Origin of the sequence: Lacibacter sp. H407 (assembly GCF_037892605.1) — a bacterium.
Taxonomy (GTDB): domain Bacteria; phylum Bacteroidota; class Bacteroidia; order Chitinophagales; family Chitinophagaceae; genus Lacibacter.
Genome location: NZ_JBBKTU010000001.1, coordinates 4,205,480 through 4,220,463, shown reverse-complemented (window position 1 = coordinate 4,220,463; position 14,984 = coordinate 4,205,480). Strand labels below are relative to the sequence as shown.

Genomic DNA, 14,984 nt, shown 5'->3' with positions numbered 1-14,984 from the left:
ACGATGAAGAAAACGATTCTCATTAATGCTTGCTTTTTGCTTTGTACAATTTTTGTGCACGCTCAACAATTAACTGTTGCCAATCTTCGTTGCGAAAGCCGCAGCAATCCTTTAGGTGTTGATGCCCTGCAGCCCAAACTCAGCTGGCAATTACAATCCACTCAACAAAATATATTTCAAACTGCATATCACATTCTTGTTGCCGATGATGAAGCGTTATTGAAAAAGAATGTCGGTAATGTGTGGGACTCTAAGCAGATCAAATCTTCAGCTTCAATACAAGTTGCTTATTCCGGGAAATCATTGCTATCCACTAAAAAATATTTCTGGAAAGTGCAGGTGTGGGATAACAAAGGAAATGTGTCAGCATGGAGCAGTATTGAACATTGGCAAATGGGTTTACTACAAACAAAAGACTGGAGCAATGCGAAATGGATCGGGTATGAGGAGATCAATGATACTGCTATTATTGCTCCGCATGTGCACCAGAGTGGAAAAAAAGCATGGGGCCCGAGAAAAGACATCCTACCTGTGCTACGTAAAGAATTTGCTGTTGCAAAAAAAATCAAACAGGCGACAGTGTTTATCTGCGGTCTTGGTCATTTTGAATTAAGTATCAACGGCAAAAAGATCGGCGATCATTTTCTTGCACCTGGCTGGACGAATTACAGCAAACATGCACAATATGTAACTTTTGATGTAACAAAGAATATACAAGAGGGGAAGAATGCTATTGGCGTAATGCTTGGCAATGGATTTTATTATATTCCCTCTGAACGTTACCGTAAGATGACCGGCGCTTATGGTTATCCAAAACTCATTACAAAAACGTTGATCGAATTTACTGATGGATCGACACAGCAGATTATTAGTGATGAAAGCTGGAAGACAGATCAATCACCCATCATCTATTCAAGCATATTCGGTGGCGAAGATTATGATGCCAATCTTTTTCAACAAGGATGGAATCAACCAGGCTTTAATGATGCGAAATGGAAACAGGTGATCATTACCAAAGGCCCTGCATTACTTGAATCGCAAATGAATGAACCGGTGAAAGTGATGCAACAGTTAACGACACAAACCAAACGTGAATTAAAGCCAGGCGTTACGTTATATGATCTTGGACAAAATTTTTCTGGTGTTCCTGCCATTACAGTAAAAGGAAGCAAAGGCGATACGGTGAAATTAATTTGTGGTGAATTGATCAATGCAGACGGAACGGCTAATCAAACAGCAACAGGTAGTCCATCTTTCTTTACCTATATTTTAAAAGGTGATGCCGAAGAAAGCTGGCATCCGTTGTTTACATACACCGGCTTCCGATATGTGGAAGTGCATTGCAAACCGAAAGAAAATAATCAATCACTTCCACAAGTGGTAAAACTTGAAGGATTGCATATCCGTAATGCAGCGAATACGGTTGGCTCATTCAGTTGTTCAAACGATCTGTTTAACCGCACACATACATTGATCGACTGGGCCATTAAAAGTAATATGGTAAGCGTGTTCACCGATTGTCCGCACAGAGAAAAACTTGGATGGCTCGAAGAAACACATTTAGTCGGCACTTCTGTTCATTACAATTATGATGTGGCAGCGTTGAATAAGAAAGTGATCAACGACATGAAGAATGCGCAGTATGCCAACGGAAAAATTCCGGAGATCGCTCCCGAGTTTACTGTGTTTACACCACCGTTTGATGAATCGCCGGAGTGGGGAAGTGCAGCGATCATTTATTCCTGGTATAATTATCAATGGTATGGCGATAAAGAAACATTGTTGCAGTCGTATGATATGATGAAGGCTTATGTGCTGTACCTGAAAAGCAAAGCGAATAATAATATTTTGTCGCATGGCTTGGGCGATTGGTTTGATATTGGCCCAAAGAAATCAGGCTTTGCACAAATGACGAAGATGGGTGTAACAGCTACCGCTACGTTTTACTATGATCTCAACATCATGATCAAAATAGCCACGATGTTAAAGAAGAATGAAGATGTTAAATTCTATCAGCAACTGGCAGCAGATGTAAAAACAGCTTTCAATAAAACATTTTTTGATCCAATCAAACTGCAATACGATTCTTCAAGTCAAACTGCCAATGCAATGGCCTTGTATATGGGTTTGGTGGAAGAGAAAAACAGGCAGGCGGTTGTTGATGCGTTGATCCGTGAAATAAAAAGCAGGAACAATGCATTAACAGCAGGCGATATCGGTTACCGTTATGTGTTGAAAGCTTTGGAACAAGCCGGAAGAAGTGATGTGATCTTTGATATGAATTATCGTGATGATGTGCCGGGTTATGGCTATCAGCTCAAGCATGGTGCAACTGCACTCACGGAAAGCTGGCAGGCCTATGAATCGGTATCGAATAATCATTTTATGCTGGGGCATTTGATGGAATGGTTCTATGCAGGTCTTGCCGGTATCAAACAAACAGAAAATTCAGTAGCCTATAAAGAAGTTATGATCAAGCCTGAAGTGGTGGGTGACGTAACAAATGCAAAAGCAACGTTTGAATCGCCTTATGGTTTAATTAAAAGTGAATGGGTAAAAACAACTTCATCATTTAACTTGCAGCTGCAAATACCTGCAAACAGTACAGCAGTTGTGTACGTTCCTGCAAAGCCGGGGCAAACTGTATTGCTGAATGGGAAAAAGGTAACGGCTGTTTATGAAAAAGGAAGAGCCGTCGTGAAAATTGGTTCAGGTAATTATCAATTTAGTGTAGCAACTAACTAATAAAAGATTTTATGAAAGCATTAGTGTGTCAGCAACCGGGTTCATTTGAATATGTAGAAAAAGAAAGACCCGAAATTCAACCCGGTCGTGCAATATTAAAAGTAAAACGCATCGGTATCTGCGGAACCGATCTTCATGCATTTGAAGGAACGCAACCTTACTTTGCTTATCCACGCATACTCGGTCATGAGTTGGGTTGCGAAATTGTACAGGTTGATGCCGATGCAGAATTTGAAGTAGGAGAGCGTGTAACACTCATCCCATATTTTCATTGCGGCGAATGTATTGCCTGTCGCAATGGTTTACCTAACTGTTGTGCAGCCATCAATGTATTTGGCGTGCATGTAGATGGTGGTATGATGGAATTTATTTCTGTTCCCACTTCTGCATTGCTGCATGGCGGCGATATGAGTTTTGATGAACTCGCATTGGTGGAGCCTTTAGCTATCGGTGCACACGGCATCCGCAGGGCAGGCGTTCGTACAGGTGAATTTGTATTGGTAATTGGTGCTGGCCCCATTGGTTTGGGCATTATGGAGTTTGGTCGCATTGCAGGCGGACAGGTAATTGCCATGGATGTAAATGATACACGTTTGAATTTCTGTAAGGATAAACTAAAAGTGCAGCATACCATCAATCCATTAAACGAAGATGTGCTGCAACGTTTAAAAGAAATTACCAATGGCGATATGCCAACAGTGGTAATTGATGCAACCGGCAATCAAAAAGCCATCAACAGTGCATTCTTGTATATGGCGCATGGCGCAAGATATGTGTTGGTTGGTTTACAGAAAGGAGAGTTGATCGTAAGTCATCCTGAGTTTCACAAACGTGAAGCAACACTCATGAGCAGCCGCAATGCCACACAAGAAGATTTTGATCATGTAATGATGTGCATGCGCAACAAACTCGTTGATCCTGCAACCTACATTACCCATCGTGTACAATTTGATGAAGTGAAAGATCATTTCAAAAGCTGGCTCGATCCAAAGAATGGCGTCATCAAAGCAATGGTGGAAATTTGAACTACGAAGACGCAAAGGCAGGAAGAAGCACAAAGAAATTTTCCGTCTTCCGACAAAAAATAAAATGAAGTTGAATCGAAATACTTTACTCGTTGTTACTTTCCTGTTGTTGAATTTATTTTCAACCGCACAGGTTCGTTCGTTAGTTGATTTCAACAACGGCTGGAAATTCTTGTTGGGTAACGATAGTCTTGCAAGGAATACAAACTATAACGATGAAAAATGGAGAAGTTTAAACCTGCCACACGACTGGAGTATTGAAAGCAATTTCTCATCTGTATTTCCTGCAACCAACCAGGGTGGTGCATTGCCGGGCGGGATTGGCTGGTATCGTAAAACATTCACTCTTCCTCTTGCTTCAAAAAGCAAAACAACACGTATTGAATTTGATGGCGTTTATAAGAACAGTGAAGTATGGATCAACGGACATTATTTAGGTAAGCGTCCTTACGGTTATATTAATTTCTCTTATGATCTCACAGCACATTTAATTTATAGTAAACCCAATGTGATTGCGGTGAAAGTTGATAACAGTCTGCAACCCGATTCAAGATGGTACAGCGGTAGCGGCATTTACAGGAATGTGAAATTGGTTACAACAAATAATGTAGCAATTGCAGAAGCAGGCGTCTTCATCACAACACCCGTCATCAGCAAAAACAAAGCAACAGTTTCTGTTCAATACAAGGTTTCAAATACAGGCAATCAAAAAGAAATTGTAAAACTGTACACCGATGTGTATGATGCAGCAGGGAAGAAGATCGCTACATCAAAACATATGTTATTGCGTACAATACCTGTTGGTGGTTATTCGTATGCTGATCAATTGCAAATCAACACACCAATACTCTGGTCAACAACAAAACCATATTTGTACAAAGCCGTTACACGAATTGAACGCAACGGCCAGCTAATTGATGAGATTAATACAACTTTCGGCATTCGTTCATTCCGCTTCGATGCTGCAAATGGTTTCTTTCTCAACAATCAACCGTTAAAAATTCAAGGCGTTTGTATGCATCACGATTTGGGTGCATTAGGTGCAGCCTATAATCATGCAGCAGCAAAACGCCAGTTGAACATATTAAAGGAGATGGGCGTGAATGCTATCCGCTTCTCACACAATCCACCTGCAACTGCCATACTTGATCTCTGCGATGAAATGGGTTTCTTGGTTCAGGTGGAAGCATTCGATATGTGGAAGAAAAGGAAAAACAGATTTGACTATAATCTTTACTTCGATGAATGGCATGCACGTGATATACAGGCAATGGTGTTGCGTGATCGTAACCATCCTTCTGTTTTTATGTGGAGCATCGGTAACGAAATAAGAGAACAGTTCGACAGCACCGGTACAACCATTGCCAAACGTTTGGTTGAATTGGTAAAAGCAATTGATACAACAAGACCTGTTACCTGTGCACTTACCGAAAACTTTCCTGAGAAGAACTTTATTTGGAAGTCAGGAGCATTGGATGTACTCGGCTTCAATTATAAGTTGTACGATTATGCAGACTTGCCGAAACGTTTTCCCGGTCAATCATTTGTTGCAACAGAAACAGCATCTGCATTATCATCAAGAGGCTCTTACGATATGCCCAGTGATAGCAATCGTCTCTGGCCTCCCGATGGTAAAACGCCTACAGTAAAAGGCAATGCAGATATGAGTGTATCCGCCTATGATCATGTGTATGCATACTGGGGTTCGTCGCATGAAGCTGCATTACTTGCTGTGAACAAATACAAATTCATGTCGGGCATGTTTGTGTGGAGTGGGTTTGATTTTATTGGTGAACCTGTTCCGTATGCATGGCCTGCACGTAGTTCATACTATGGTATAATTGATCTGGCCGGTTTTCCAAAAGATGTTTACTATCTCTATCAAAGTGAATGGACAACAAAACCTGTTTTGCATTTATTCCCGCATTGGAACTGGAACAAAGGCGACACGGTTGATGTGTGGTCTTATTACAATAATGCGGATGAAGTGGAATTATTTATCAATGGGAAATCGGTAGGCAGCAAATCGAAAACAACAGATGTCTTACATGTTATGTGGCGAGTGCCTTACCAACCTGGAGCAATAAAAGTTGTATCGAAAAAGAACGGAAGGGTAGTATTGACGAAAGAAATAAGAACGGCAGATGCACCCGCAAAAATTCAACTGATTGCAGACAGAACTAAAATTAAAGCCAATGGAACAGATATCTCTTTCATTACAGCGAGGCTTTTAGATAAAGATGGAAACCCTGTTCCCGATTCCGATCAACTTCTTGAATTTTCTGTTACCGGCACGGGGTTTCTTGCAGGAACAGATAACGGTTTTCCGGCCGATAGTCTTTCGCTTAAAAGTCCGCAACGTAAAACATGGAAGGGGCTTGCAATAGCCATTATCCAATCCACCAAAAAACAGGGAAATATTACAGTAATAGCAAAAGCTGCCGGATTTAAAGAAGCCAGCCTTACGCTGCAAACCGGGAATTAACAGGCGAAAAAAAATTCCGGGAACGTTTCCGTAGTTATTTGGTGAATAGTAAAATGTTCCATCAATATAGCAAAACCTTACATTTTTATGGCTGGTGGTGAATGTACCTTTAGTTCGTGAATGAATTGATTGGGTCTCCTCCAACATCACTCATAAAAACGATTAAATGCTGTAGAATGAAACGATATTTGCTTGTATATAATAGTGCTATTTCAAAGCTGCCCGTTAAGAGCTTCTTTCAAACATTCACTTCATTTTCTGCAAGTAAAATTCTACTTTCCCTTATCAGCATCGCATCAGTTTCGTTTACATGCGCACAGGAAAATAAACAGGCCGACCTTGCTTACATCAAGGTAATAACAGAGCGTTCAGCAAAGATCGTTAACACACTTTCCATTAAAGATTCTGTGCAGTATAAAAATGTTTTAGCAGTACTTGTAAATCAGTATAACAGTATTAATAATATACACGAAGAAACTAAACTCGCTTTAGCAGCAATCAAACAGCAATCGATCACCGCTCAGGAATCTGCTCTTCAGGTACAAAAGCAGGAAGAAAAAAAGATGGCGCAACTTCAGCAATTGCATACATCCTTTCTTGCCGGGTTACAACAGTTTATTTCTGAAGAGCAGATTGAGCTGGTGAAAAATGCTATGACTTACAATGTGCTGCATGTTACTTACACTGCCTACCTCGATATGATCCCCACCCTTAAAGAAGACCAAAAAAAGAAAATCTATGATTGGCTGACAGAGGCAAGAGAATTGGCTATGGACGGCGAATCGTCTGATAAAAAACACGCCATCTTTGGAAAATACAAAGGCCGCATCAATAATTATTTATCTGCCGCCGGTTACGATCTAACGAAAGAAAGAGAAGAATGGCAGAAACGAATCAAAGCAAAACAAGAGTCTTCTAAATAAACAATAACTACTGTTCATCATCATTCATCCCAAAAGCAAAATGCCATATAACATGAAGTATTTGCGACAACCAAAACTGCTGTTACTGACTGTATTTTCATTATTTGCAGTAACATTATTTGCACAGGAAGTTACTGTAAGCGGTACGGTAACAAATAAAGAAAACGGCGACCCACTTGAGGGTGTATCTGTGCGTGTAAAAAACACAAACACGGGTACTACCACAAATAGTCTAGGCCAGTTTACAATTAAGGCACCTTCGTCAGAATCCATACTCTCCTTTTCATATGTAGGGTTTACTGTGTATGAGCGTAAAGCAGGTGCTTCAGGCACGCTTGCGATTACAATGGAAAAGAGCACCAGTGAGCAAATGGAAGAAGTTGTTGTAATTGGCTACGGTACAAAAAAGAAAGTGAATGTACTGGGGTCGGTTGGCAATATTAAACCTTCTCAGATAGAAGATTTGCCGGTGGCAAATCTTGGTGCTGCATTGATCAACCGGTTGCCAGGTGTGGGAGTCAATTTTGCCTCGGGTAAACCAGGTTCTCCTACATCGATCAATATCAGGGGTGCAAGTATATTTCCGGGTGCTTCTTTAGTGGGTGCCACTGCCGATCCTTTGTATGTAATTGACGGAATCATAGCAACGAAAGACTATTTTGATAACCTCGATGCGAGTTTGGTTGAAGATATCAGTTTCCTGAAAGATGCGGCTGCTGCCATTTATGGTGCAGCGGGTGCAAAGGGCGTGGTGTTGGTTACAACCAAAAAAGGCAAACCGGGCAAACCACGCATTTCTTACTCGGGTTACTTTGGATCTTCTACTGAAGCAGTAAAGCCAGAGATCATGAGTGCATACGAACATGCAAAAATGCTCAACAACGGATATGAACTTACCGGCGCTGCTACGAATCAACGTTTTTCACAGGCCGACCTTGATTTTCTAAAAACAAATCCATATCAAAGTTGGTATGATGAAATGTGGAAGCCAACAACGTTAATGCGTCATACCCTTAACGTAAGTGGCGGTACTGAACGAATTACATTTTTTGCTGGTGGTAACTATTTCAGAGAAACCGGTAACTACGGAGATATCAGTATCCAGAAGTATGGTTTCAGAATGGGTACAACTGCCAAGATCATTGACGGACTTACAGCCAACGTAATTTTTGCTTCCGACTTTAGTGCCGACAACCGTAACACGTTAAAAGGTGCAAATAATGAAACAGATGATCTTTCTATACGTGCTATTTATTTAACACCAAAGTGGGTGCCGTTAACCATCAATGGAAACTATGTTGGCTGGAGCGGTATTAACCCTCCCGGCAACTGGAATCCACTTGCACTGTTTAATTCAGGAAACTATAAAAGAGGAAACTCACAAGGCTTAAGTGTAAACGCTTCTTTGGAATATAAACCTACATTCCTGAAAGGCTTAACTGCACGACTTCAATTCGGCAGGCTCAACCGTAACGCAACAGGAAGAGAATATTTCCCTCCTTATTTTGTAGGCAACTTTATCCGCGGAGGTCAAAATGGTTTGTTGTTTACAGAGAATTTAAATGCCGGCACACCTTTTCAGCGTGTTGCTAACTCCGATCAGTTGGCCGAAGGTTCCGACATTAACGGAAGCTATCAGTTAATATCAACCATCGGTTATGGTACAAAGATCGACAATCATGATTTCGATATCATGGTGGGTTTTGATCAAAGCGAAGCGAACGCACAAAATATTTTCTTTTATAAAAACACACAGTTAGTTGGTGGTGTTGATCAGTTCTGGGCATTTAGTAACGATGGACAAACCATTCGTAACCCCAGTTACACACAATCGGCCAAGCGCTCGTTTCTGGGTCGTTTCAACTATTCATTCCTTGACCGTTATTTGCTGGAAGTAATTGCACGTTATGATGCATCGTCCAACTTTCCGCCTGAAACACGCTGGGGTTTATTCCCTTCAGTAGGTTTGGGTTGGAAGATCAGCGATGAAAAGTTTTTTAGAGACCGTCTTGGTTTCATCGACTTTATGAAGATCCGTGCAAACTACGGGTTGGTGGGTGAAGATCGTGTAAACAACCGCTTATGGGAATCACGGTTTACCCAAACTACAGGAATGTTATTTGGAACAACAGTTACAAGCGGGTTGGATCCTAACGTGTCGCCCAATCCAAATATTACATGGGAAAAAGCCCGCACATTCAATATTGGTTTCGATATGAACCTGTTGAGCGGAAAACTCAATTTCACCTACGATTTCTTTCACCGCTATAATTATGATGCATTTGATCGTTTAGAGAACGGTGTATTACCACCTACAGCTGGTATCAACACTGCTGTTGTGAATTATGGCAGAAGCATCAGTTGGGGTAATGAATTTTCGATCGGCTACCGGGCCAATTTCAAAAACGATTGGGGCTTTACTGCCGATGTGAACTTTGGATTTTCCAACAGTCAGATATTACAGGCGTATTATAATTCTTCACGTTTAGGTACTTACGGTTCAGACCAATTGGAAATTTCATTGGGTCGTGATCCACGTAAGTATAATGGAAGTAACATCGGATATATCGCAAAAGGTATTTTACGTACACAGGCAGAAGTAGATGCCATCCTTGCAAAAAATCCAAACTATCTGATCGGTGGAGCAAAGCCACAGGTAGGGTTTATGGACTTTGAAGATATTAACGGAGATGGCAGGATAGATGATAATGATGAAACGATCATGTTCAACCGCACAACACCGTTAGTAGGTTTTGGTATGACGTTCGGGGTTACTTATAAAACCTTCAAATTGCAGATGAATATGAACCTTCGTGTAGGTGGTAAAGTGTTCTATGATGGTGAAGCAAGAAAAGTACCAACAACTACTCAAAATGCTGCTTCATTCTGGAACGATCATTGGACACCGGAGAACACCAATGCAAAATATCCACGTGCTGATGCGCCATTGGCAAGAGAGAATTCTACGTTCTGGGCAGTTAACGGAACACAAAGCCGGATCAACAATATGGTGCTTTCATATGCATTGCCAAAACATATTTCAGAGAAACTGCGTATACCGGATTTCAGAGCATTCCTCACCGGTACCAACCTCTGGAACATTGTTAACCCGTTAAAGTATAAAGACCCTTATACATCCAACTTTGCAAGTTACCCAACGTTGCGTACAATTTCACTTGGTGTTAACGTGTCATTATAAAGTATTGCTAAAACAAGAATATTATGTCAATAAAAAATAAGTTTACCAGGTTTGCTTTAATGCTTTGCATTGGCTCGGTTGTTTTATCAGCCTGTAGAAAAGACTTTTTTGATCTGGAAGATCCAAACGGTATCGATTCTAAAATATGGGATGATGAAGGTGCTGTAAATCTGTTCCTGAATAAAGGATATGATCTGATGATGCCTGTATGGCCTGCTCCCGGAAATATCCACAATACATCCGATGAATTGAATAATGCCAATACCGCTTTTCTGTACGGTACATTGGTGGAGAACTCTGTAACAGATATTGGTACAGGCACATCCATTAATACAAACAGGTATTTTGATATACGCCGTTGCAATACTGCCATTGAAGGGATCAATGCAGGCAGTTTACCTGAAGCAACAAAACGTACGTTGAAAGGACAGTTCTTTTTCCTGCGGGCGCTTGTGTATTTCCGTTTGGTAAATCTTTATGGAGGCGTTCCCCTCATCTTAAAATCACAGGATCTAAATGGAGATGATTTAAATGTACCACGTGCTAAGACAAGTGAATGTATTGCAGCTATTGTGAATGATCTTGATTCAGCGGGTGCTTATTTACCGATTTCCTGGAACAGCACAAATATTGGACGTATCACAAAAGCAACAGCGCTTGCATACAAAGGCAAAGTATTAATGTATTGGGCAAGTCCGCAATTTAATCCAACAAATATTACAGATCGTTGGGAGAAAGCATATGAAGCAAATAAGGCTGCGTATGATACAGCGGTTGCAAACGGTTACATGTTATTTGCCAACTATGCAAACATTTTTGTTACAGAAAATAATGCAGAAGTAATGTTGGTTCGTAAGCATGATGCGGTTTCCATCAGCCCCGGCCGTGGTACAAATACAGAATATATTACCCGTCCGTTTTCTGAATCAAATGGAGGCGGCGGATCCAATCAGCCTACCTGGAATTTAGTACAGAAGTACACAACAAAAGATGGGTTGCCGATAACGCATCCTTCGGCCGATCACAATACAACATTATTTTGGCAGAACAGAGACCCACGGTTTGATATGTCAATCGCATACAATGGTGCTATCTGGCCTTTAAGTAATAAAGTAGGTCGTAAGCAGTGGAATTATACCGGTGTGCTTGATGAATCAGCTTCATCGATCGTTACCGGATTCTATTCTAAAAAGATCACCAACCCTACATTGGCTGCAACACAGGCACTGTATAACAGTAATACAGGCGGTGGCAGCGGCATGGATTGGGTTGAGTTCCGTTTTGCTGAGTTGGTCATGAATCTTGCTGAGTGTGCAAATGAAACAGGCCGTATTGCAGAATCAAAAGATATGGTGCGCAAAATACGTCAGCGTGCAGGTATCGTTCAGGGGTCATTTGATTATGGATTAGATGTTGCAACCGATGCGGCAAGTATGCGTTCACTCATTTTAGATGAGCGGATGATTGAATTTGCAATGGAAGGAAAGCGTTATTGGGATTTAAGAAGAACACGAAATTATGGCTTGATCAGCTCCAGATTTGCATTACGCTGGGCACCAAAGTCTCCTTATTTCGCTGGAACGGGTACTGTAGCTGGTCGTATTTATCTTGATAAACCGGATGCGTTTGGTGTTCGGCCAAGAGACACTGCCAACTTGAATAATCCATCTGTTTACACTTCTATTTTTACAGTTACCACAGCAACACTTGAAGGTTCAAATGTGATTAGTATTCCGGATCGTTATTATTTCTATGCGTTGCCGAATATCTTTAATCAGTCGAGCTATGTAATGGCACAAACCATTGGATGGGCTGGTGGCACATTTGATCCATTGCAATAAATCAATTCTAACAAATTAAACAACATCACATGAAATTCAGTTTTCTGAAAAATATAACTGCACTGGGTATGCTGTTGGTATTGATTGCTGCCTGCGAAAAAAAGCGTGAGCCGATCGATGCGTATAAAGTTACCGTGCAATATAAAACAGGTAACCCGTTTGCTGTTACACAGGATGTTGAGGTAAATCCGAAGGATAGTATTTTCTTCGATTTCACCATTACCTCAACAGAACCAATGACGTATGTAGAAATACAGCGAAACGGAGTACGCATTGACACCTTCAATGTAACAGGAAGTAAGAATACATTTTCCGGATCAAAAGGCTATCGGATTGATAGTACTGCCGGTACTTATAGTTATCGTGTATTAGCAAGAAACAGTCAGGCGGTGTTTCTGGGCGATGGAGATAAAGTATTAAAAATAACAGTGAAGCCTGATTTTCATTTCTGGTCGTACAGAATATTGTCTGTTCCCGATTCAGTTGCTAAAACTAATAAAAGCTACTATTCAAGTATTGATGGTAAAACCTATAGCTACAGCGATGGTGCAGCTAATTCAGCGACTATTGATTTTGGTTATTATTGGGATACTACAGGGCGTGGGACCACAGCAACAGGTGACGACTTAAAGCATACGATCTATGCATTAAGTGCAGCACAACCTCAATTGCCATTTTATGATCTGGCTTCCTGGACCAAAAATGCAACCATCTTCAAGAAAATGCCGACTTCAGTAAACTTTGTATCACAGTTAACTTCTGCCGGAGCTATTCAACGATTGATCGCTGGTAATATGACTTCGGGTACGGCATCAAAAGTAACAACAGTATCTACTACAGGAGGCAGCAACGTTATTGGTTTTAGAACGGTTACTGGTAAATATGGTGCTATACTGATCCGTTTTGTAAATGGTGATTCGCCAAATAAAGAAACATCAATTGAAGTAGATGTAAAAGTGCAGAAATAAGTTTCAGAATAACACAAAATTTGAAAAGAGAAAGTGTTATCACTTTCTCTTTTCATTAGAGCAGTTTTCGGTGTGAGAAATCGTCATAATAAGTTATAATCAAGAAGTATGAATTTCCTTTCTAAAAGAGTTTTCGCAGCAGTGGTTTGTTTCGTAGCAGCAGGAACGGTGTTTGCACAGTATCCTGATATTCCAAAAGATGTTCAACAGGCATCCGATTCATTGATGCGTGCAGCAAATAAACATTCCGATTCGGCGTGGGCTATAGCATGGCCCATCATTCAAAAAGAAGCAAGAGAAGGCAAACCTTATATTCCATGGGCTTCACGTGTGGATGAATTGCCGCAATCAGACATCCTTGCATTTCCAGGTGCAGAAGGTGGTGGCCGTTACAGCTTCGGCGGACGTGGCGGTAAAGTATATGTTGTTACAAATTTGAATGATGATGGTCCCGGTAGTTTACGTTGGGCTTGTGAGCAAGGCGGCGCAAGAATTATTGTGTTCAATGTGGCTGGTATTATCCGTTTAAAAACCCCGTTGATGATCCGTGCACCGTATATTACCATTGCCGGACAAACAGCCCCGGGCGATGGAGTATGTATTGCTGGCGAAAGTGTGTGGATCAATACGCATGATGTGATCATCCGTTACATGCGTTTCCGCCGCGGTGAAACATGGGTTGGAAGAAGAGATGATGCTATTGGTGGAAACCCGGTTGGTAATATCATCATCGATCATGTAAGTGCAACATGGGGATTGGATGAGAACATGAGCATGTATCGCCACATGTATAACGACAGCACAGGAAAAATTGAGGATAAATTCGGTACTGTAAATATTACAATTCAGAATTCAATTTTTGGTGAAGCACTCGATACATGGAATCATGCATTCGGTAGTACGCTTGGTGGTGAGAATTGTACCTTCATGCGTAATCTTTGGGCAAGCAATGCCGGACGTAACCCATCGGTTGGTTGGAATGGAATATTCAACTTTGCAAACAATGTTGTTTTTAATTGGGTACACAGAAGCATTGATGGTGGCGATTACAGAGCTCAGTTCAACATCATCAATAATTATTTTAAGCCCGGTCCTGCAACACCGAAAACAGCCATTGCTTATCGCATACTGAAACCGGAAAGCGGACGAAGCAAGCTGAAAGAAAAATATTACGGACGTGCTTATGTAAATGGAAATATTGTGGAAGGTTATCCTGTAGTAACCAAAGATAACTGGAAAGGTGGCGTACAGGTAGAAGGGGAAAATGATAAGGTGGAAATTGATACTAGTATGAAATGGCCGAAGCCATTACCAATGGCACCAATTACAATTTTGTCAGCGGAGCAAGCAAAAACATATGTATTGGCTAACGCAGGGGCAACATTGCCAAGGCGTGATGCAGTGGATGCACGGATTGTAAAGCAGGTTGCAACTGGTAAAGTTGAAGTAGATCCGAACGTGAAACCACCGGCAACGCAATTCAAGCATCGTCGCATGCCGATCGATTCATACAAGATCGGCATCATCACAGATCCAGCACAGGTGGGGGGCTATCCTGAATACAAAGGCACACCTTATATCGACAGCGATAACGACGGTATACCTGATGCATACGAAGTAAAGATTGGATTGAATTCAAAAGATGCAACAGATGCCGCCAGAATTGCAAAGAACGGTTATAGCAATATTGAAAATTATCTCAATAGCGTCGTAGATGTAAAGAATGTAAAACCAATACCAGCGGTGAAAAAATAATCAACACCGGTTATAAAGTTCTGTTTTGTATCTTTTAGTAAGC

8 protein-coding genes are annotated in these 14,984 nt (G+C 41.1%); all 8 read left to right on the top strand.

Features of this window, described 5'->3' with window-relative positions; translation table 11 throughout:
- Positions 1-3 precede the first annotated feature (3 nt).
- Entirely contained in the window at positions 4-2,745 is a 2,742-nt protein-coding gene (locus tag WG989_RS18105) for a family 78 glycoside hydrolase catalytic domain (protein WP_340431460.1), read from the top strand.
- Positions 2,746-2,756: 11 nt separating this feature from the next.
- Positions 2,757-3,770, top strand: a complete 1,014-nt coding sequence (locus WG989_RS18100; RefSeq protein WP_340431459.1) for a zinc-binding alcohol dehydrogenase family protein — start codon at positions 2,757-2,759, stop codon at positions 3,768-3,770.
- Positions 3,771-3,834: 64 nt separating this feature from the next.
- Positions 3,835-6,255, top strand: coding sequence for a glycoside hydrolase family 2 TIM barrel-domain containing protein (locus tag WG989_RS18095; protein ID WP_340431458.1), 2,421 nt, complete (start codon positions 3,835-3,837; stop codon positions 6,253-6,255).
- 176 nt (positions 6,256-6,431) lie between these two features.
- Positions 6,432-7,178, top strand: a complete 747-nt coding sequence (locus WG989_RS18090) for a DUF3826 domain-containing protein (RefSeq protein WP_340431457.1) — start codon at positions 6,432-6,434, stop codon at positions 7,176-7,178.
- Positions 7,179-7,230: 52 nt separating this feature from the next.
- Positions 7,231-10,377 (top strand): SusC/RagA family TonB-linked outer membrane protein, encoded by a 3,147-nt coding sequence (locus WG989_RS18085; RefSeq protein ID WP_340431456.1) that lies wholly within the window; start codon positions 7,231-7,233, stop codon positions 10,375-10,377.
- Positions 10,378-10,400: 23 nt separating this feature from the next.
- Positions 10,401-12,218, top strand: coding sequence for a RagB/SusD family nutrient uptake outer membrane protein (locus tag WG989_RS18080; protein ID WP_340431455.1), 1,818 nt, complete (start codon positions 10,401-10,403; stop codon positions 12,216-12,218).
- A gap of 29 nt (positions 12,219-12,247) precedes the next feature.
- On the top strand, positions 12,248-13,186 hold the full coding sequence (locus WG989_RS18075; RefSeq protein ID WP_340431454.1) for a hypothetical protein: 939 nt from the start codon (positions 12,248-12,250) through the stop codon (positions 13,184-13,186).
- A gap of 108 nt (positions 13,187-13,294) precedes the next feature.
- Positions 13,295-14,941: a pectate lyase family protein gene (locus WG989_RS18070; RefSeq protein ID WP_340431453.1), complete on the top strand. Its 1,647-nt coding sequence runs from the start codon at positions 13,295-13,297 to the stop codon at positions 14,939-14,941.
- Positions 14,942-14,984 lie beyond the last annotated feature (43 nt).